This window comes from Rhizobium sp. GR12, assembly GCF_036596185.1.
Taxonomy (GTDB): Bacteria; Pseudomonadota; Alphaproteobacteria; order Rhizobiales; family Rhizobiaceae; genus Agrobacterium; species Agrobacterium nepotum.
This window is the reverse complement of sequence record NZ_JASXTH010000001.1, coordinates 36,026-56,726: the sequence shown is the minus strand read 5'-3', so window position 1 is coordinate 56,726 and position 20,701 is coordinate 36,026. Positions and strand designations below refer to the sequence as shown.

Sequence of the window (20,701 nt, the reverse complement as noted above, 5' to 3'; positions counted from 1 at the left end):
CGACACTCTTTTGCAACAGATTAAAGTCCTTATCCCATGCCCGATCTTCTGCTTGAACTTCGCTCCGAGGAAATCCCCGCCCGCATGCAGCGCAAGGCGGCGGGCGATCTGAAGAAACTCGTCACCGACGCTTTGGTGGAGAGAGGGCTGACCTACGAGGGTGCGCGTGAATATTGGACGCCGCGCCGCCTGACGCTGGACATTCGCGGCCTCAACGCTCGCTCCGCCGATGTGCGTGAGGAAAAGAAGGGACCGCGCACCGACGCGAACGAAAAGGCCATCGAGGGCTTTTTGCGCGGTGCCGGTCTCGATGATATTTCGCAGGCTCAGGTCGTTTCCGATCCGAAGAAGGGCGATTTTTACGTCGCCATCATCAACAAACCCGGCCGTCCGGCGGAAGAAATCATCGCGGAAGTGATGCCCGGCATCATCCGATCCTTCCCCTGGCCGAAATCCATGCGCTCCGGCCCGGCCTCCATGCCGAAAGGTTCGAGCTATGCCGGCATCGAAGGCAAGGGCTCGGAGAGCCTGCGCTGGGTGCGTCCGCTGCAATCCATCGTCTGCCTGTTCGGCCCCGAACATGATGAAACGCAGGTCATTCCCTTCGTGATCGACGGCATCGTTGCCGGCAACATCACCTATGGCCACCGTTTCCATGCACCCGGCCCGATCACCGTGCGCCGTTTCGAAGATTACGTGTCGAGCCTTGAAAAGGCGAAGGTCATCCTCGATGCCGACCGCCGCAAGGATATCATCCTGCACGATGCCAAGGACCTGGCATTCGCCAACGGTCTCGACCTGGTGGAAGACGAAGGCCTGCTGGAAGAAGTCTCGGGCCTCGTCGAATGGCCGCAGGTGCTGATGGGCGCCTTCGAGGAAGATTATCTGCAAATCCCGGCGGAAATCATCCGGCTGACCATCAAGACCAACCAGAAGTGTTTCGTCACTCGCAATCAGGGTGCGGAAGAGGGGCTTTCCAACCGCTTCATCCTGATCTCGAACATCGAGGCCAGCGACGGTGGCAAGGAAATCATCCATGGCAACGGCAAGGTCGTGCGCGCCCGCTTGTCGGATGCCCGACATTTCTGGAACCGCGACCAGGGCGATCTGCCCGATCTGGAAACGCTGAAGGAATCGGCTGCGAAATTCGGCCTCGATCTCAAAAAGCCACTCGACCAGCGCATGGCCAAACTCGATGCGCTGAACGTGACCTTCCATGCCAAACTCGGCACGCAGGGTGAGCGCGTGAGCCGCATTCGCGAACTGGCGAAGGCGTTGGCTCCGGTCGTCGGTGCCGATGCTGATCTGGTGGACCGCGCTGTGGTACTGGCGAAAGCCGACCTGCGCACCGAAGCCGTCGGCGAATTCCCCGAGCTTCAGGGCTTGATGGGCCGTAAATATGCGGCTTTGCAGGGCGAAAACGAAAGCGTCGCGGCTGCCATCGAAGATCATTACAAGCCGCAGGGCCCCTCCGACCGCCTGCCGGCCGACAAGGTCGCCATCACCGTTGCCCTGGCGGATAAGCTCGATACGCTCGTCGGCTTCTGGGCCATCGATGAAAAGCCGACCGGTTCGAAGGACCCGTTTGCGCTGCGCCGTGCGGCGTTGGGCGTGGTACGCATCCAGCTCGAGCGGAATGTGCGTCTGCCGCTTCTAAGCGTCGTGAAGGACCCGGATCTTATCTCCTTCTTCCACGATCGCCTGAAAGTCTATCTGCGCGATCTCGGCGCCCGTTACGATCTGATCGACGCCGTTCTGACACCGGAATCCGATGATCTGCTGATGATCGCCCGCCGCGTCGAGGCGCTCACCGCCTTCATCACCGGTGAGGATGGCAAGAACCTTCTGGCAGGCACCAAGCGCGCCACCCAGCTTCTGGCCGCCGAGGAAAAGAAGGGCACTGTGGTGGCGAACAGCGTTTCGGGAGAACTGCTGAAGCTCGACGCCGAAAAAGCGCTTTACGCGGCGATCAAGACGGCTTCTGCCGATGCCGCCAAGGCGGTTGAGGCAGAAGATTTCCGCTCCGCCATGCAGGCGCTTTCGACGCTTCGCGCCCCGGTCGACAGGTTCTTCGAGGATGTGCTCGTCAACGACGAGGATGCGGCCATCCGCGCCAACCGTCTGGCGCTGCTGAAAGCCATTCGAGAAGTCACCGGCACGGTTGCGGATTTCTCGAAGATCACCGGATAAGATACAGTTGCCAATGGTAATGTTTATGTTACCATTTTGCCATGAAGGTCGTTGAATATCTGGACCGGAACGGATCGAGCCCATTCGGGCGATGGTTCGCGAAAATCGATGCACGTGCAGCGTCGAAGGTGACGATGGCCGTGACCCGAATGGGGCAGGGCAATGTTTCCAATGTGAAATCCGTTGGCTCCGGTGTTCTCGAATACCGGATCGATTACGGCCCCGGATATCGCGTCTATTTCGGTCGCGATGGCGATGAATTGGTGATCCTGCTGATTGGCGGAACCAAGGTGCGACAGCAGAACGATATCGAGGCGGCCAAGACCTTCTGGCAGGATTACAAATCCAGAAAGGGCGCCCGAAAGGGTGTCGAGACGGGTGATTGACATGGCGCTAACGCGGGAATTCAAACAGACGGTCAAGGCGCGGGTGGAAAACGATCCTGCCTTCCGCGCCGCTCTTTTGTCGGATGCGGTGGAACTGCTGCTGGAGGGGGATGTCGAAACCGGCAAGGCGGTGTTGCGAGATTTCATCAATGCCACGATCGGTTTCGAGACATTGTCCGAACAGGTGGATGTGCCCGCCAAAAGCCTGATGCGCATGTTCGGTCCCAAGGGCAATCCCCGTGCCGACAATCTGTTCAATGTCATTCATGTGCTTCAGAAGAGTTCCGGCATTCACCTGGCTGTCGCAGCGGCGTGATGGTCGGCAAGATCCTCATCAGCGCCTGTCTTCTCGGCCAGCCCGTCAGATATGACGGTAAGGGCAAACCTCTCATCCACCCGGCGATAGACCGCTGGCGGCAGGAGGGCAGGCTGGTGACGATCTGTCCGGAAATGGCGGGCGGTATGCCTGTGCCGCGCCCGCCGGCGGAAATCGAGAAGGGCGCGTCCGGTCTCGATGTGCTGGAAGGCCGTGCCCGTGTCATGGAAGCAACCGGCGGCGATGTCACAGCGGAGTTTATTGTCGGTGCTGAAAAGGCGCTGGCCCTTGCAGAGGCCAATGGCTGCACACACGCGCTCCTGATCGACGGCAGCCCGTCCTGCGGCTCGGTCGCGATCTATGACGGTTCGTTTTCCGGCGTCAAACATGTGGGCAATGGCGTGACGGCGGCGCTGCTCGAAAAAGCCGGTATCGCCGTATTTTCACCTGCCGATATCGATCGCCTGGATGCTCTGACACGTTAAAAGAAAAGCGCCGGAGTTCCTCCCGGCGCTGTACGGATAACCGTAGCTCTATGAGCTTACCTGACAGAATAACGGACGAAGAATTTAATATTCACCGGATGGTTGGCGCGCACCCGCGTAAAATGCAGCGATTGCGCGATTATCTGACTTTTGTCATCAAAAAAGTCGCGGGGGCAGCGGCTCAGTTGCCGCGTAATTTGAAGTCCGGGAATTTGGGCGCGGCAATTACCGAGGCGCTTGCCGGTGCCGCGGCTTTGTCCGCGGAGATTTCCTTGACGGCCGCCGTGGTCGTCGTCACGTCGATGCCGGCGGGCGTCGAAGCCGTTTCGTCGGGATGCGCTACGGCCTCGCCCTCATCATAGGTCGCAATTGCGGTGCCGGGGATCTCTTCCGGCATCCATGCGGGATTGGTGCTGACGAAGGTGACGGGCGCGCCGCCAAGCCAGGCCTCGGTGCGCACCAGCGCGCGCTTGCCCTCGACTTCGCGCATTTCCGTGTGCTGTGTACCCGGCTCGATGGAGGGGATGGCATAGCCCTGTGGGGTGGTCTTGTCCTTCACGGGCTGGCAACCGGCGCAATCGAGACGAACGAAGCTGCCGTTGCCGGTATGCGCACCGTTTATATATTCGATGGAAGACGCCATCGCCGACCCGCCGGCCAGTGCGACTATCGCTGTCAGAAGAAGACGACGCATCGAAAAACCCCCGAATGACGGCGCAGTCTCTCGATTGAGATACGATGCGCCATTCAATGTTCGGCAAATATTATCGGTCTTTCGTTTCCATCAGGTCAGCAAACTTGGTAAAAATTGAACGAAGTACGCGCTCCGAACGCTATTTGCCCTAGATGTCAGGCCTTTTCACGCGCCACGGCCTGCCAGCCGATATCGCGGCGGCAGAAACCGTTTTCCCATTCAACCTTATCCGTCAGCGCATAGGCGCGCGCCTGCGCTTCCGTCACATTCTTCCCGAAGGCGGTAACGTTCAGCACACGGCCGCCCGTCGCCACCAGCCTGCCGTCCTTCAGCGCCGTTCCGGCGTGGAAGACCTTCGCCTCTTCGCGGGCATCGGGAATATGTGCGATCGGTGTGTTCTTGTCGTAGGCGCCGGGATAACCTTTGGAGGCGAGAACGACGGTCAGCGCCGCATCGTCGCGCCATTCGGCTTCCACCTTGTCCAGCGTGCCGGTGGCCGTGGCGTAGAGGATCGGCAGAAGATCGCTTTTCAGCCGCATCATCAGTACTTGGCATTCCGGATCGCCGAAACGCACATTGTATTCGATCAGCTCGGGGCCTTTCGCGGTGATCATCAGGCCGGCGAAAAACACGCCGGAGAAGGGATTGCCGTCTTTCGCCATGCCTGAAATCGTCGGTTCGATGATCTCCTTCATGGTGCGCTCCACCATGGCTGCCGTCATCACCGGGGCGGGGGAATAGGCGCCCATGCCGCCGGTGTTCGGGCCGGTGTCGCCGTCGCCCACACGCTTGTGGTCCTGCGCGGTGGCGAGCGCCAGCGCTGTCTTGCCGTCCGAAAGGCAGAAGAAGCTCGCCTCCTCGCCATCAAGAAAGGCCTCGACCACCACTTCGGCTCCGGCAGAGCCAAAAGCGCCGTCGAAACATTCGTCGATGGCGGCAAGCGCTTCCGTCTCTGTCATCGCGACGGTCACGCCCTTGCCGGCGGCAAGCCCGTCCGCCTTGATGACGATGGGCGCGCCCTGTTCGCGGACATATTGCTTGGCCGGTTCGGCGGTCTTGAAACGCTGGTAAGCGCCGGTCGGAATATCGTAACGGGCGCAGAGATCCTTGGTGAACCCCTTGGAGCCTTCAAGCTGGGCGGCAGCTTTCGAAGGGCCGAAGGTGGCGATGCCGGCTGCGCGCAGATCATCTGCCAGACCCGCGACCAGCGGTGCTTCCGGGCCGATGACGACGAAGTCGATCGCCTTCTCCTTTGCAAAGGCGATGACGGCCGCGTGGTCTTCGACGTTCAGCGACACCAGCGTCGCATGGTCGGCGATGCCGGGATTGCCGGGTGCGGCGTAAAATTCTTCGAGCAGGGGAGACTGGGCGATTTTCCACGCCAGTGCATGTTCGCGTCCGCCGGAACCGATCAACAGAACTTTCATGGTCAATATCCCTGCAATCTCGCCTGTAACCTTGTTTGTCGGGCGTTAAGGGCAGGGGGGCGAAAGGTCAAGGAGAAAGCGCCGCAAATGTCCGTCTTTCCCTTGAACTCAGCCTTTCCTGTGGAATCGTTGCTGCCTCTTGTTGTCACGCCACAATCAGACATTATGTTCGCCGCTCCAGATGTGACATCAGAGAACCTCATGACCGCAGATAATGCCCGCCTCGCCACGCTCATCGCCTCCGAAATCAACGCCCGCGCCGATCAGGTGAAGGCGGCAGTGGCGTTGCTGGATGAGGGAGCGACCGTGCCCTTCATCGCCCGTTACCGCAAGGAGGCGACGGGAGGGCTGGATGATACCCAGCTTCGAACGCTGGCGGAACGCCTCGTTTATCTGCGTGAATTCAATGCGCGTCGTGCTTCCATCGTCGAAACCATTACCGGTCAGGGCAAGATGACGGACGCTCTGATGGTCAAGATCATGCAGACCGCCACCAAGGCGGAGCTGGAAGATCTCTATCTGCCCTACAAGCCGAAGCGCCGCACCCGCGCGGAAATCGCCCGCGAGCGCGGTCTTGGTCCCCTTGCCGAGGCGATCTGGGCGAACCGCGCAGCCGACCCGGCAAAGCTTGGCGAAGCCTATGTTCAGGGCGAGGTGGCTGACGTGAAGGCGGCGCTCGAGGGCGCGCGCGACATCGTGGCGGAAACCATGACGGAAAACGCCGATCTTCTCGGCCGCCTGCGCGATTACATGCGTCAGAACGCGACGTTCCGCGCCAAGGTGGTGGACGGCAAGCAGGCGGCGGGTGAAAAATTCTCAGACTATTTCGATCATTTCGAGCGTTGGTCGACGGTACCGGGTCACCGGGCGCTGGCCATGCTGCGCGGCTGGAACGAGGAAGTGCTGACATTGACCATCGATGTCGATGCGGATGACCCGTCTCCGATCAAGCCCGCGCAGCGCTCCGTCGCTGCCGCCTTCGATATCCGCAATGCCGGCCCGGCCGATCAATGGCTGATGGACGTGGCGGGCTGGACCTGGCGGGTGAAGCTCTCCATGTCCCTGTCGCTCGATCTCATGCGTGAATTGCGCGAGCGGGCGGAAGAAGAGGCGATCAACGTCTTTGCCCGCAACCTCAAGGACCTGCTGCTGGCCGCACCTGCCGGCTCGCGCTCAACCATGGGGCTTGATCCAGGCATCCGCACCGGCGTCAAGGTGGCCGTGGTGGATGGCACCGGCAAGCTGCTCGATACTTCCACGGTCTATCCTTTCCAGCCGAGGAACGACGTGCGCGGCGCGCAGGCTGAGCTGGCCTTGCTCATCCGCAAGCACAATGTCGAACTGATCGCCATCGGCAACGGCACCGGTAGTCGCGAGACGGAAAAGCTGGTCGCCGATCTTCTGGCGCAGATGCCCGCTTCGGCTTCCGGCGCAAAGCCGACCAAGGTCATCGTTTCGGAGGCGGGCGCGTCGGTCTATTCCGCTTCGGAACGGGCGGCGGCAGAATTCCCCAATCTCGACGTTTCGTTGCGCGGAGCCGTTTCCATTGCGCGCCGTCTTCAGGACCCGCTGGCGGAACTGGTGAAGATCGAGCCGAAATCCATCGGCGTCGGCCAGTACCAGCATGATGTCGATCAGGGCCGCCTCAGCCGTTCGCTCGATGCTGTCGTGGAAGATGCGGTAAATGCCGTCGGCGTCGATCTCAACACGGCCTCGCCGCCGCTTCTGGCGCGGGTTTCCGGCCTCGGCGCGTCGATTGCCGATGCCATCGTCGCCCATCGTGACCAGACCGGTCCCTTCGCCAGTCGCAAGGACCTGCTGAAAGTGCCGCGCCTGGGCCAACGCACCTTCGAGCAATGCGCGGGCTTCTTGCGCATCACGAACGGCAAGGAGCCGCTGGATTCGTCTTCCGTGCACCCGGAAGCCTATGGCGTGGCGAAAAAGATCGTCGCCGCCTGCGGCCGCGACCTGCGTACGCTGATGGGTGACAGCGCTACGCTGAAAGCTCTCGACCCGAAGCGCTTCATCGACGAGAAATTCGGCCTGCCGACCGTCAAGGACATCATAGCCGAGCTGGAAAAACCCGGCCGCGACCCGCGCCCGAGCTTCAAGACGGCGACTTTTGCCGACGGAGTGGACGAAATCACCGATCTAAAGCCGGGCATGCTGCTGGAAGGCACCGTCACCAATGTGGCCGCCTTCGGGGCTTTCGTGGATATCGGCGTGCATCAGGACGGGCTTGTGCATGTGTCGCAACTGGCCGACCGTTTCGTGAAAGACCCGCATGAGGTCGTGAAAGCGGGCGATGTCGTCAAGGTGCGAGTCGTGGAGGTGGACGTGAAGCGCAAGCGCATCGCTCTCACCATGCGCAAGGACGGCGGCGAGGCGGCACCCCAGCCGATGCGGGAAAAAGGCAATGCGAGCGCCATGCGCCATGCGAATTCCAAACCGCAGGGACACAACGAGGGGTCGCAATCCGGTGGCGCTCTCGCCGCTGCTCTGGCCGAAGCGATGAAGCGACGCTGACCTCAGGTTGAAATAATTTTATGGAAAAGCCCTGCCGAGAACCTCGGCAGGGCATTTTTGTTTGATGAAATCGTTCAATTTTTTTGAAATGAGGCTATCTTGAAACTTGTAAGGAAAGGAATACGGTCAGTAAAAATGATAAGTGAGACTTAGCAATTGGGGGTGCCATGGCGTCGTCTCTGCATGTTCTTCTGGAAAAGATAATCAAGATCGGTGATCTCACCGTCAACAGCCCGGGTGGCAGCCGTAAATTTGGTGACGGCACGGGAAAAAAGTTGGTTCTGAATTTCACCGATGAAGCCGCCATGCAGGAGATTGCCGCCGATCCTGCGTTGAAACTCGCCGAGATTTATATGGAAGGCCGTATGAAGATCTCGGAGGGTGACATCTACGACTTTCTGGCGCTGGTCAAAGGCAATACGCTAAGCGAGGCACTGTCCTTCGGCATGATCTGGCGCGGTATCGTGCGCATCGTCACCGCCCGCATCAAGATGCATCTGCCGGTCAACCACAACAAGAGCAACGTCGCCCATCACTACGATCTGAGCGCCAAGCTTTTCGACCTCTTCCTTGATGAGGACTGGCAATATTCCTGCGCCTATTTCAATCCGCCTGGTATCAGCCTTTATGAGGCGCAGGTCGCCAAAAAACGGCATATCGCCGCCAAGCTGATGACGGAACCGGGCCAGAGCGTGCTGGAGATCGGCTCCGGCTGGGGCGGAATGGCAATGTATATTGCCGAAAGCGCCGGTGCTGACGTGACGGGCATCACGCTCAGCGAGGAGCAGTTGCGCGTTTCCTGCGACCGTGCGGCAAAGCGCGGGCTTGCCGGCAATGTCCGCTTCGAATTGCAGGATTACCGTTATCTGCCGGCCTCGAAAAAATTCGACCGCATCGTCTCCGTCGGCATGTTCGAACATGTCGGGCCGACCCATTATCGCGACTATTTCGACAAGGTGGCGGAGGTGCTGGACGACAATGGCGTGATGGTGCTGCATTCCATCGGCCAGCCAAGTCCGGCACTGGCGACCAATCCCTTCATCGAAAAATATATTTTCCCCGGTGGTTACATTCCATCGCTCGGCGAAGTGCTGCCGGCGATCCAGAAGTCCGGGCTGCTGGTGAAGGATATCGAAATCCTGCCCATGCACTATGCGCACACGCTCAGGCACTGGCGTGAACGTTTCGTGGCGCGCAAGGCGGAGGCGATAGCACTCTACGACGAACGGTTCTTCCGCATGTGGGAATTTTATCTGGCAGGGTCCGAAATGGCCTTTACCCACGAAAATTTCCATATTTTCCAGATTCAGCTCGCCAAGCAGCGTGACGCGGTTCCGCACAATCGCGACTACATCGCCCGCAACGAAGCGAAACTGCTGGAATTCGAAAAGACGCGGCCGCCGCTGGAGAAGGTGGCGTTCTAAGGACGGCGTGAGCGGCATAGTCGTGGCTTGTTTACAGAGCTCAGTCCAAACTCGACGTCATCCTCGGGCTCGTCCCGAGGATCCAATCACGTATCGTGAAATCAAATGGTTGCAGATGCCCGGGACAGGCCCGAGCATGACGGTAGAGAGGTTTTCGGACATCGCTACCACCCTCGCGGCATGAGGGTTGCCCTCTTTGCTGCTGGTTAATGGAATGGAAACGGAATCCCTCTAATTCTACGCTCACCTGTTTGTATTGCGTTTCTGGGGTTCCTTTCATGTTCAAGCCATCAGCGGCAGTCGCCGCTTGTGTTCTATCGCTTTTTGCCGTCGGCAACGCTCATGCCGAGGGCTGGTTTTCCGGCGACTGGTATCTGAAACTCGGCGGTTCGGGTTTCTCCGCGCCGAAATATCAGGGCGACAACAAGAACGAATTCGGCTTTTCGCCGATCATTTCGCTTGGCCGTCAGGGGCAGGGCGCGCGTTTCACCTCGCGCAACGACAGCGCCTCGATCTCGCTGCTGGACAATGGCCCGATCAGCATGGGTCTTGCCGGAAAGCTGGTATCCCCGCGTAACCAGAAAGATTCCGACGATCTGAAAGGCATGACCCGCATCAAGCGCGGCGGCGAGCTTGGCGGTTTCGCCGAAGCTTATCCCACTGACTGGTTGCGTATTCGCGGCGAAGCCCGTCAGGGCATCCGCAGCCATAGCGGCGTGGTCGCCGACCTCTCGGCCGATGTCTTCACCGATATTGCGCCCGGCATCCAGATTTCCGCCGGTCCGCGCGCCACATGGGTGAGCAGCAAATATAATGAGCGTTATTACGGCGTTAGCGCCGCCCAGACGGCTGCCGGCGCGCCATCGCCCTATAGCCCTGGCGGCGGCCTGCATTCCGCCGGCGTCGGAGCCGCCATCACCTGGAAAGTCACCGAAGCCGCCGAAATCGGCTCGTTTGCGGAGTATCGCCGCCTGACGGGCGACGCTGCCGACAGTTCGCTGGTGCGCGAGCGCGGTTCGAAAAACCAGTTCGTCGTCGGCGTTCAGGCAAGCTACAAATTCGGCTTCACGCTGCCTTGAAGTAACGCGATATAGCCATCCAAAGCCCCGTCGCGAAAGCGCTGCGGGGCTTTTTTGCGTCTGCGGCCAAGTGCTGAAATCGATTCCGATTTGCCCGCCGATGCTGTAGAACATCTGCATGGTTCACAGCGATTTGTCAGACCGCGTTTCGGACGCGCCATCCAACAACTGGGTCTATCGGATTTTGCCGAGGCCTCTCTGGCCCTATGCACAACTTGCACGGTGGGATCGTCCCATCGGCTGGCAATTGCTGATGTGGCCGTGTTTCTGGTCCGCAGCACTGGCGGCCAATGCCGCAGTGGCGAGCGGTGGTTTCTCCTGGGCCACGCTGATCTGGCATCTGGTGCTGTTCTTCATCGGATCGGTGGCGATGCGCGGCGCGGGCTGCACCTATAACGATCTCGCGGACCACAAGATCGACATGGCCGTGGCGCGCACCCGCTCCCGGCCCCTGCCGTCCGGCCGGGTGAGCAGGACGCAGGCGAAGGTCTTCATCGTGTTGCAGGCGCTCGCCGGATTTGTGGTGCTTTTGCAGTTCAACGGTTTTGCGATTGCCGCCGGTATCTTTTCGCTGGTCTTCGTGGCGATCTATCCTTTCGCCAAGCGCTTTACCAACTGGCCGCAGTTTTTCCTCGGCCTTGCCTTTTCCTGGGGCGCGCTGATGGGCTGGGCGGGACAGTTCGGATCTGTCTCCTGGCCGGCTGTCCTGCTTTATGTCGGCTCCATCGCCTGGACGATCGGTTATGATACAATCTACGCCCATCAGGACAAGGAAGACGACACGGCGGTGGGGATAGGTTCGACCGCGCTGCTGTTTGGGGATAATACACATCGCTGGCTGGTTTTTCTTTATGGCACAGCCCTTGCCATGATCGCCCTGTCGTTCTGGGGGGCGGGTGTTAACGTCATCGCCTATAGCGGCCTTGCCGCTGCCGCGATCATGCTCTTCCGGCAGGTCTGGGTGCTGGATATCGATGACGTGGCGCAATGCCTGATGCTGTTCAAATCCAACAATCGTGTCGGTGTGCTGATTTTCGCGGGCCTCATTCTGCCGCTTCTGCTGGCATAAGGCTGCTGGAAGGCAAGATGCAAAAAAGCCCGGCCGCGTTATTCGCGCCGGGCTTTTGATTGTTTGGCTGAAGATTATCAGCTGCGGGCGATGATTTCCTTGCCCTCGATCTTCATGCTCATGCCGAGCGAACCGGTGGAGCGGCGAACGAGGAAGCGCGGACGGCGCTCCGCGAAATAGGAATGGCGGCGGCGCGGACGGGTATTCTGGGTGCGCACCTTGCCGAGATGTTCTTCCAGCGGACGGGCGACGCCGTCTGCTTCGACCATCAGCATGGGAATGCGGTATGCTTCCGACCAGCTGCGCCAGTCGGCGGCGATGTCGCAGAGGTCATGAGCGACCAGAAGCGGAACGCAAAGGTCCGGATCGTCATGGTGAAGTTCCAGCGTCACGGTAACCTGACCATCACCATGGTCGATGGCGCGGGCGGCAACGCCCTTGAAGGCACGGGCGGGCAAAGCGAAGGATAAAGGCAGGCCGGAAGAGGACAGGACCTTTCTCAGAACGGCGCCCCGTTCATCGAGCGTGACGGCGATGTCGGTCGCGCCGTTACCTTTGCCGTAGGTGACCTGTTGCGGAAAACGTGCCGGGTCGAGTCTGAGTGTGGCGACGGCCCAGTCGGGCTTCAGAACGGTCTTGGTCATGTTTATTCTACCCTTGTTTTACCTGAGAGCCGGTTTCCGGTCTTCTCATCGGGACTTTTCGTCCTCTGATGCCAGGAGAATATCCGCCGCATGTTCGAGACTGCTTAAAAATCGCGGTTAAGAAAACTTTGCATTCCCAAATGGTTAGCAAAACCCACTGTGGCATGGTTTCGCTTAGGTAAAGCCGATTGAGACAATGCGATTTTTCTCGGCGCTGAAAACGTGCTCTTTCAAGCTACGGGCAAGGCGCGTCATGCACAGTCGCGCCAAGGCTTGCCGTGCGTCCGGATGGAGGTGCGGTGCGTGGATTTTAAAAACCGGAGCGCGCCGTGTCCAAGGGGATGCGCGATGCTCCAGGGGGCATCGAATGGTATCGACTTTTCTTAGCTACGACCTGATCAACCGCGATATGAAGGCAAGCATTTCACGCGTGTCGCAGCAGGGAATGATCGAGCGGCAGACGACGTATTACAAAGAAAACATCGGTGATGTGAAAAGCGTCGATGAGTTCCTCAACGACTACCAGCTCTATTCCTACGCCATGGACGCCTTCGGTCTCGGCGAGATGACCTATGCCAAGGCCTTCATGAAAAAGGTGCTGGAAAGCGACCTGAACGACCAGAACAGCTTCGCCAACAAGCTGACGGATGAACGCTACCGCGAATTTGCCGCATCCTTCAACTTCACGCAGTCCACCGCCACCGTGCAGACGGAGGCGCAGCTCGACAAGATGATCGGGCTCTACGATACGTCGATCACCAATCTCGACGACAGCCTTGCCGAGGAAACCCGTTATTACAAGGCGATCATTGGAACCGTCACGAATGTGGACCAGCTGCTTCAAAACGATAGAGCCCGCGCCTACATTTTCGAAGTCTTCAGCATCGATGAGAAGACATATTCCTACGCCCAGATCAAAGGACTGATGACGAGCGACGTCGCCGATCCCGACAGCTACCTCAACCAGAAATTCGGCGCCGCCTATAATGATGCCGTCGAAAAACTGGCGATGAAGGGCAATATTGAACTGCATGCCCAGGTCACCGCCCGGATCACGGCGATCGACACCGCGCTTGCGGGAACAGATTTGAGCGACGAAGATCGCACGAAGCTCGAGGCCGAAAAGGTCACACGGCAGGATCAACTGACGCAGCTCGAAGCCGTGCTGCCGCCGAAAGACGAGTGGGAAGTGAAACTTGCCGCTATCAAGGCGGAGCAGACGACGCTGTCAAAAACCGTCACGCAATATAACAGTATGACGTACATTGCTGCCGCCTTCGAATTCAAGAACGATGGCACCGTGGCGGCCGGCGGCGCGCAGAAGGCCGACAATATCAAGATAATGACGGATGCCTATGTGGGCAGTGCGCCGCGCGTGACGCCAACCGTCGCCACGTTGAACAGGGATTATTTCGAATCGAAGATCGGCTCGATCAAGACCGTAACCGAATTGACCTCGGATGCGCGCCTTCTCAACTACATCAAGGTCGCCTTCGACCTGAACGACCTGACGATCGTCAAAGCAACGATCGAGAACATTTTGACCAGCGATCTCAGCGATCCGAACAACTATATCGTCAAGTTCGGCAATGGCGACAAACGTTACATCGCATTGCGCGAAGCGTTCAATTTCAAGGCGGACGGAACGCTGCCGGATGGCACGACGCCGCAGACGACAACCCAGACCGCTACCACGACAAATGGCTACATGATCCATTACAACGACAAGGACGATGCCGCCGACGAAAAGGCCTTGAAGTTGTTCAAGAGCGATATTGCCAATGTCAAATCCGTTGCGGACTTCCTGGAAAGCAGCGCGGTCTACACCTATGCGCTGAAGGCCGTAGGCCTCGATCCGGCGAAGGTGAATATTGCGGATGTCCGAAAAGCCCTGACCAGCGACCTGCAGGACAAGAAGAGCTATGTCTATGCGCTGAAGGATGACCGCTACGTCAAACTGGCGGAACTTTTCAACTTCAAGTCTGACGGATCGCCCGGCTCTCCGGTTCTTGCGCAGTCCGAACTCGAAATTCAGACCATGTCGGTCGACTACATCAAGAAAAAATCGGCTTTCGGGACCGAGAAGGACAAGGATGCCGCCAAGAAGGAAGCGGAATATTTTCGGCTGGAGATACAGAAGGTCAAGACGCTCAAGGACTTTCTGGGCAATGATCGCCTGACGAAATTCGCGATGGAATCGCTTGGTATCGATCCGACGAAGGTCACCAAGGACCAGCTGCAAAAGATGTTCGCGTCGAAGCTGGACGACAAGGAGAGCTATCTCAACAAGGAGATGGACCCGATCTTCCGCCGTCTTGTCACCGCCTTCAACTTCGACACGGACGGCAATATCCTGCGTGAGGATCGCAGCTCCATCCAGACGCGGCGCGGCCTTTACGAGACGCTGGACAATTATCTGACACAGACGCTGGAGACGCAGGCGGGTGAAGAAAATGCAGGTGTGCGTCTGGCGCTCTATTTCAAGCGGATGGCGGCGGGAATGACATCCTATTATTCCATTCTGGCGGACACCGCGATCCAGAACTTCATCACGACTACCTTTGGTATTCCCGACGAACTTGGCAATGCGCCGGTCGATACGCAGGTGGGGATGATGAAGAAATATTTCGACATCGAGGATTTTCAGGATCCTGAAAAGGTCAAGAAACTGATCGCCCGTTTCACCATCATGTACGACGACAAACAGAACACCAACCCGATCATGATGCTGTTCAACGGCAGCGGTTCGGTGGGCATCAGCGGCGACACGCTACTGGCCGTCGCTTCGCTGCGTGCGCGATAGGCGAACTAGAGGATGGTCAGTTGAAAGACCGTGCTTGCCCGGTGGAAGGTTGATTACAAAGGCGAAAAACATCTTCTCCGTCATGCCGGACTAGATCCGGCATCCAGCCACGGCGCGTCTGCGCCGTGAGGGAAGTCTTTCGCGATCAAAGACTTGATCGCGCTGGACCCCGGAGCAAGTCCGGGGTGACGGGGGCGAGGATGCTGCTGTCTCGCACGCCAGCATTCGCGCTATCCGCTCACCAGCCCGGCAGCATATTCCCGGCACGCAGGCGCGGCATCTTCGGGTAGGTCTTCACATCATTGTCCAGCTCGTCGGCGACGTTCATCGGGGAGATGTTGTCGAGGCAGGCGGTGATGTGGTCGGTGATGGCGTTCACCAGCGAGGGCGACAGACCGGGCCGCTTCATCAGGCCGATCTGGACCGGCGGCAGGGGCGGAAAACCGTCTGAGGCGGTCAAAACCTTCATGCCGGTGCGCAGCGCCGATTCCGGCAGCACCGAAACCGCCATGCCGGCCAGCACGGCGGCGGCGACGACGGTGGAGGACCAGCTCGTGAACAGTACCTGATACTCCCGCCCGTCGGCATCGAGCGCCGAACAGGCAAGCTGACGCCAGTGACAATCGCGCCGCCCGACGGCCAGCGGCACGGGTGCGTCATCCTTCAGCGGGTGGTTTGCGGAGGCGACCCAGCAGAGCGGTTCGGTACGCACGACATCGGAGGAACGGGCGCGGGGATTGTGGGTGACGAGCGCGATATCCAGTTCGCCGCGCGCCATCTTCTCCGAAAGGCTCGCCGAAGGTTCGCAAACGATATAAAGCTCGACATTCGGATGGGTCTTGGCGAAACGCCCGATGATTTCAGGCATGTAGCGGTCGGCATAGTCATCAGGGGTGCCGATCCGCAGCGTGCCTTCCAGCCTGTTGTCGTCGAAGGCCGCGATCGCCTCATTGTTGAGGCGAATGATGCGGCGGGCGTAATTCATCAGTTTTTCGCCCTCCGCCGTCAGGCGGTTGCCGCGCCCGTCCTTGGCGAAAAGCTGTTTGCCGATCCGTTCCTCAAGCCGTCGCATCTGCATGGATACGGCGGATTGCGTCTTGAAAACGCGATCTGCGGCCTTGGTAAAGCTGCCCGTATCGATAATGGCGATGAAGGTGTGCAGCTGGTCTATGTCGAGAGGTGCGGACATGTATGCTCATCCATCAGAATGATTGATGCCTCACATTAGAAACATTCGTTGGACTGATCAATAGTCTTGCGACATTTTGGTACTCAGCAAATCAATATCAACCTGGGGCGGACATATCGTCAGCCCCCAACCCAAGGCAGCTTCCCGCGCGTGGTGCGTCGGGAGCGACGCCGCATCGTGCCGTTACGGAAGGATAAGTATCATGCGCACGGCAGAACGGAAAATGGAACTGGAACTCGCAACCGACCGGCAGAGCGACACCCTGCGTCGCATGGTTGTCGTCGTTGCTTCCGCCGTGAAAACGTTCGCGCAGCGCATCTACAATCGTATCGTCGCCAATGGGCTGACGGAGCTCGACGACCGCCTGCTCGCCGATATCGGGCTGGCGCGATCGGATGTGAGGGACGCGCTCGATACGGGCTTGTTCGAAGATCCGACCGCCCACCTGACCCGCGCAGCACGCTTGCGCTCGGTTACGCGGTTCAAAACGCTCTAGGCTTTTGTTCGTGCAATTCCGGCGGAACCTCCAGCGGCCGGAATTGCTCTCGAACCGATAAGGTTTTCCCCGCAGGGTGATTTGCCAATAACCCTGCCTTTGCCCGGTGTCAGGCCCCTCGGCCGCACCGGGTTTTTTTATCGCATTGCTTTGCTTGCGCGCAGTTTGACTGGAAATGCGTCAATACTGATATTCATCGAACACCGGCAGAACCGATCCGCCCCAGCGACCGTTGTAAAGCGCGAGCAGGTCTTCGGCGAGCGTGGTCTTCTTGGCCAGAACCTCGTCCAGCGATGACAGGAACACGGTTTCATCCTGACCGTCGCCGTTCAGGCGGTTGCGGTTTTTGAGGCCGGTGCGGGACATATCGAGCACCTCGCGGGCGATACCGAGCAGCGGCTTGCCGGCAATCTCCGCCGCCAGCCCCTTGGCCGGTACGGTATTGCGAAGCGCGATCACCTCGTCGAAACTCCAGTCGGCCGTCAGCGCATCGGCCGCGTCTAGCGCTTCCTGATTATAGAGAAGACCGACCCAGAAGGCGGGCAGGGCGCAGATGCGTCTCCACGGGCCGCCATCGGCGCCGCGCATTTCCAGAAAACGCTTCAGGCGCACATCGGGGAAGAGCGTGGAGAGGTGGTTCGTCCAGTCGCCCATGGTTGGTTCCCACTCGGCGATTTCGCCCTTCAGCACGCCGTTCATGAACTGGCGGAAGGTGACATGGGTGCAATCGTGATATTTGCCGTCGCGCACGATGAAATACATCGGCACATCAAGCGCCCATTCGACATAATCCTTGAAGCCGAAATCATCATTGAAGGTGAAAGGCAGCACGCCGGAGCGGCGATTGTCGGTGTCGCGCCAGATATCGCCGCGCCAGGACAAAAGGCCGTTCGGCTTGCCCTCGGTAAAGGGCGAAGAGGCGAACAGTGCGGTTGCCAGCGACTGCAGCTTCATGGAAACGCGCATCTTCTGGCGCATATCCGCTTCTGAGGAGAAGTCGAGATTAACCTGGATCGTACAGGTGCGGTACATCATGTCGAGACCCTTGGTCCCAACCTTCGGCATGTAGCGCGTCATGATTGCGTAGCGCGATTTCGGCATGCGCGGCGTTTCGTCGGAACTCCACAGCGGGCTGCCGCCAATGCCGAGAAAACGGATGCCCATCGGCTCCGCCACCTCGCGCAGGGTCGCCAGATGCTGGTTGGATTCCTTGCAGGTCTGATGCAGGTTTTCGAGCGGCGCACCCGAAAGCTCGAACTGGCCGCCCGGTTCGATGGAGATGGCCCCCATGCCGTGCTGTTCGCCAAGCCCGATGATGTTTTCACCATCCATGATCGGCTCCCAGCCGAGCTTTTCCTGCATGCCCTTCAGAAGCGCGGAAATGCTGGCCTCACCGACATAGGGAACCGGCTGGTTGTCCTTTCGGAAAAAGGCGAATTTTTCGTGTTCGGTGCCGATGCGGAAATCGGCTTCAGCTCGGCAACCGCCCGCCAGATAGTCTGTAAGCTCCGTGACGGAGGAGAGGGGGGTCTGGTCGGTCGTGTCGCGTGCCATGGCTTACCTTGTTGTGACGTCTCTGTTGCGGCGAGGCATATGAGTGGCAGATAGAGCCGGATCGCATCCGGAGGCAAATGAATTTCTTTTAAAGATGCATGAAGCGCAATGCTGCCGTTCAGTTCCAGTCGCCGATAGCCGCCTGAATGACTGCAAGAGCTGCAACCGCGGCGGTATCGGCCCTGAGAATGCGAGGCCCGAGCGGAATGGGGGTGATGAAGGCAAGGCTGCGCAGAAGCTCCCTTTCCTCTTCGGAAAACCCGCCCTCCGGGCCGACCAGTAGAGCGATTTTGCGCTCCTTGATCGACTGCAAAACAGGCAGCGGATTTTGTCCCGCATCGCCTTCGTCGCAATAGATGATGCGCCGGTCGTGCGGCCATGTCTCGAGCATGTCTCTCAGCTTCACCGGCTCGGCCACTTCAGGCAGAGACAGAATGCCGCATTGCTCGGCAGCCTCGATGGCGTTGGCGCGCAGCTTTTCGGTATTGTGGATCTTGCCCTGAACATGCTGCGTCATCACCGGTTGCAGCAGGCCTGCCCCCATCTCGACAGCCTTCTGCACCAGATAATCCATCCGCCCGACTTTCAGCGGCGCAAACAGGTAGTGCAGATCCGGTGCCTGCGGCTGGGGTCGTGTCTGTTCCAGAGGGATAAGGACGATTTTCTTGCGGCTCGGGAAGGAAAGTTTCGCCTTCCATTCGCCGTCGCGACCATTGAACAGCAGGATTTCCGCGCCGTCGGTCATGCGCAGCACATTGGCGAGGTAATTGAACTGTTCGGTCGTCGCATCCTGTGCCACCCCCGCATCAAGCGGGGTTTCGACGAACAGGCGTTGCATCCGGAAATTTGCGCGCATGGGACTTTCGGTTTCAGCGTCAGAGAAAGAGGAAAGACATCAGCCAATAGAGCAGCGCCGCAAGCGTCGCGCTTGCGGGAACCGTCACCAGCCAGGCGGCAATGATCGTCATGAAGTGGGAGCGCCGGACAAGGTAACGGCGGCGTATCTCGGAAGGATTGTCCGCATATTTGTCGGCCCGGCGGGTTTCGCCGCCGGATTGGAGGAGTTCCTGCCGCCGTCGCGACGCCTGCATGTACCATTCGCGGAAGAAGCCGACACCGAACACCGCCCCGATGGCCGTGTGGGTGGTGCTGACCGGCAGGCCGAAGCGCGAGGCGACAAGAACGGTCAGCGCAGTGGCCACGGAAACGCAGAAGGCGCGCATCGGGTTGAGCTTGGTGATCTGTTCGCCGACAAGGCGGATGAGGCGTGGGCCGTAAAGAAGAATACCGCAGGAAAGCCCGAACGCCCCGACCAGCATCACCCACAGCGGTGCGCGGGCGGATGTCTGCACCGCTTCGTCGTGCAAAGCCCGCACGATGGCCACCACCGGGCCGATGGCGTTCGAAACGTCATTTGCCCCATGTGCGAAGGACATCAGCCCGGCGGCGAGAACGAGCGGCCATTGAAACAGCGTTCGCAGCGACTGGTTGCGGTTCTCTAGCCCCACTGACTGTTTGCGGATGATCGGCACGCAGAGCCGCCAGGAGACGAGGCCCGCAGCTAGTCCGATAGCGCTCGCCTGGCCAAGCGACACATGCATGAGCTGCCGTAATCCGACCCAGATGAGGTAGGCGGTGAAAACGCCCGCCATCAAACCGATGAGAACCGGCACCCAGCGCCGCGCAGAACTGATCTTGTCCTCGCGGTAGATGATGAATTCCTTGATGAAGGCGAGAATGGCAATGGCGATGGCGGCACTGATGAAGGGTGCGAGCACCCAGGCGAAGGCGATGCTGCCGAGCGACAGCCAGTCCACCGCTTTTGCTCCGTAGGCCGCCATTCCCGCCCCGGCGACCCCGCCCACCACCGTATGGGTGGTAGAGATCGGCGCTTTCGTCCAGGTCGAGATATTGACGAGAAGGCCGGCGGCGAGCAGAGCGGACAACATCGCCCAGGAAAAAGCCGTCCTGTCGGGAATGGTCTGGATGTTGATGATGCCGCTGGAAATGGTCTCGACGACGTTGCCGCCGGTGATCAGCGCACCGGCGATCTCGCAGATGGCCGCGATGATCAGCGCTGCCGCAAGCGGCAGGGCCTTGGCGCCGACCGCAGGGCCGACATTGTTCGTCACGTCGTTCGCGCCGATGTTGATCGCCATATAGGCGCCGATGGCGACGGCGGCGATGATGATGGCGGCACCCGACGTGCCAGTGACGAAAACGCCGGCGAATATGGCGGCCAGAACGACGAACATCACCCCCGCGCCAAGCCCGGCAAGCTGCTGCGTGACGTGCAGCGTCGCCTCTTCGACACGGGTGATCTTGTCGAGATCCTTGTCGAGCGTCGACTTCATCTTCGGTGACGGCTTTATTGCCATTCAGACCTCGTTCGCCAGCATTCCTTTTCGTCCGGCAATTT

The 20,701-nt window shown here is 59.4% G+C and carries 17 protein-coding genes; 10 read left to right on the top strand and 7 right to left on the bottom strand.

The window, feature by feature from the left end; all coding sequences use genetic code 11:
• Positions 1–36: 36 nt before the first annotated feature.
• From glyS to QSK43_RS00245, 4 genes are read left to right on the top strand one after another with little or no spacing between them, the layout of a single operon-like run.
• A complete protein-coding gene (gene glyS, locus QSK43_RS00260; protein WP_332301899.1) occupies positions 37–2,190 on the top strand; it encodes a glycine--tRNA ligase subunit beta in 2,154 nt (717 codons plus the stop codon).
• 41 nt (positions 2,191–2,231) lie between these two features.
• Positions 2,232–2,576 carry a type II toxin-antitoxin system RelE/ParE family toxin gene (locus QSK43_RS00255; RefSeq protein WP_442967760.1) on the top strand — a complete coding sequence of 115 codons (345 nt, stop codon included), beginning with the start codon at positions 2,232–2,234 and terminating at the stop codon, positions 2,574–2,576.
• Between the two features lies 1 nt (position 2,577).
• Complete coding sequence (locus tag QSK43_RS00250; RefSeq protein ID WP_332301898.1) at positions 2,578–2,892, top strand: helix-turn-helix domain-containing transcriptional regulator; 315 nt, start codon at positions 2,578–2,580, stop codon at positions 2,890–2,892.
• Positions 2,892–3,377: a DUF523 domain-containing protein gene (locus QSK43_RS00245; protein ID WP_332301897.1), complete on the top strand. Its 486-nt coding sequence runs from the start codon at positions 2,892–2,894 to the stop codon at positions 3,375–3,377. Before QSK43_RS00250 ends, QSK43_RS00245 begins: the two co-directional genes overlap by 1 nt.
• 181 nt (positions 3,378–3,558) lie before the next feature.
• On the opposite strand, the gene QSK43_RS00240 is transcribed toward QSK43_RS00245, so the two are convergent.
• Together QSK43_RS00240 and purD are read right to left on the bottom strand one after the other, a co-directional pair.
• Positions 3,559–4,071 (bottom strand): plant virulence effector HPE1-like domain-containing protein, encoded by a 513-nt coding sequence (locus tag QSK43_RS00240; RefSeq protein ID WP_332301896.1) that lies wholly within the window; start codon positions 4,069–4,071, stop codon positions 3,559–3,561.
• Positions 4,072–4,226: 155 nt separating this feature from the next.
• Positions 4,227–5,498, bottom strand: coding sequence for a phosphoribosylamine--glycine ligase (gene purD, locus QSK43_RS00235; protein ID WP_332301895.1), 1,272 nt, complete (start codon positions 5,496–5,498; stop codon positions 4,227–4,229).
• A 201-nt stretch (positions 5,499–5,699) separates the two neighbouring features.
• Here purD and QSK43_RS00230 point away from each other — a divergent pair, with 201 nt between their 5' ends.
• The 4 genes from QSK43_RS00230 to ubiA all read left to right on the top strand — a co-directional run bounded on the left by QSK43_RS00230 (position 5,700) and on the right by ubiA (position 11,596).
• Positions 5,700–8,024, top strand: coding sequence for a Tex family protein (locus QSK43_RS00230; protein WP_332301894.1), 2,325 nt, complete (start codon positions 5,700–5,702; stop codon positions 8,022–8,024).
• A 167-nt stretch (positions 8,025–8,191) separates the two neighbouring features.
• Positions 8,192–9,448 (top strand): cyclopropane-fatty-acyl-phospholipid synthase family protein, encoded by a 1,257-nt coding sequence (locus QSK43_RS00225; protein WP_332301893.1) that lies wholly within the window; start codon positions 8,192–8,194, stop codon positions 9,446–9,448.
• Between the two features lie 278 nt (positions 9,449–9,726).
• A complete protein-coding gene (locus QSK43_RS00220; protein ID WP_045024133.1) occupies positions 9,727–10,527 on the top strand; it encodes a MipA/OmpV family protein in 801 nt (266 codons plus the stop codon).
• Between the two features lie 118 nt (positions 10,528–10,645).
• Positions 10,646–11,596, top strand: a complete 951-nt coding sequence (gene ubiA, locus QSK43_RS00215; RefSeq protein ID WP_332301892.1) for a 4-hydroxybenzoate octaprenyltransferase — start codon at positions 10,646–10,648, stop codon at positions 11,594–11,596.
• Positions 11,597–11,673: 77 nt separating this feature from the next.
• Here ubiA and QSK43_RS00210 read toward each other — a convergent pair whose 3' ends face one another.
• Entirely contained in the window at positions 11,674–12,240 is a 567-nt protein-coding gene (locus tag QSK43_RS00210) for a DUF6101 family protein (RefSeq protein ID WP_045024112.1), read from the bottom strand.
• A 367-nt stretch (positions 12,241–12,607) separates the two neighbouring features.
• Here QSK43_RS00210 and QSK43_RS00205 point away from each other — a divergent pair, with 367 nt between their 5' ends.
• Positions 12,608–15,043: a DUF1217 domain-containing protein gene (locus QSK43_RS00205; RefSeq protein WP_332301891.1), complete on the top strand. Its 2,436-nt coding sequence runs from the start codon at positions 12,608–12,610 to the stop codon at positions 15,041–15,043.
• A 238-nt stretch (positions 15,044–15,281) separates the two neighbouring features.
• Here the strand turns inward: QSK43_RS00205 and QSK43_RS00200 are convergent, their stop codons facing one another.
• Complete coding sequence (locus QSK43_RS00200; protein WP_045024108.1) at positions 15,282–16,232, bottom strand: LysR substrate-binding domain-containing protein; 951 nt, start codon at positions 16,230–16,232, stop codon at positions 15,282–15,284.
• A 202-nt stretch (positions 16,233–16,434) separates the two neighbouring features.
• On the opposite strand from QSK43_RS00200, the gene QSK43_RS00195 reads away from it, so the two are divergent.
• The gene (locus QSK43_RS00195; protein ID WP_332301890.1) at positions 16,435–16,728 is read left to right on the top strand and encodes a DUF1127 domain-containing protein; all 294 of its coding nucleotides are present in this window, start codon (positions 16,435–16,437) and stop codon (positions 16,726–16,728) included.
• Positions 16,729–16,908: 180 nt separating this feature from the next.
• Here QSK43_RS00195 and QSK43_RS00190 read toward each other — a convergent pair whose 3' ends face one another.
• From QSK43_RS00190 to QSK43_RS00180, 3 genes are all read right to left on the bottom strand, one after another.
• Complete coding sequence (locus tag QSK43_RS00190; protein WP_332301889.1) at positions 16,909–18,282, bottom strand: glutamate--cysteine ligase; 1,374 nt, start codon at positions 18,280–18,282, stop codon at positions 16,909–16,911.
• Positions 18,283–18,400: 118 nt separating this feature from the next.
• Positions 18,401–19,138 (bottom strand): 16S rRNA (uracil(1498)-N(3))-methyltransferase, encoded by a 738-nt coding sequence (locus QSK43_RS00185; RefSeq protein ID WP_332301888.1) that lies wholly within the window; start codon positions 19,136–19,138, stop codon positions 18,401–18,403.
• Positions 19,139–19,157: 19 nt separating this feature from the next.
• Complete coding sequence (locus tag QSK43_RS00180) at positions 19,158–20,660, bottom strand: inorganic phosphate transporter (protein WP_332301887.1); 1,503 nt, start codon at positions 20,658–20,660, stop codon at positions 19,158–19,160.
• Between the last annotated feature and the right edge of the window lie 41 nt (positions 20,661–20,701).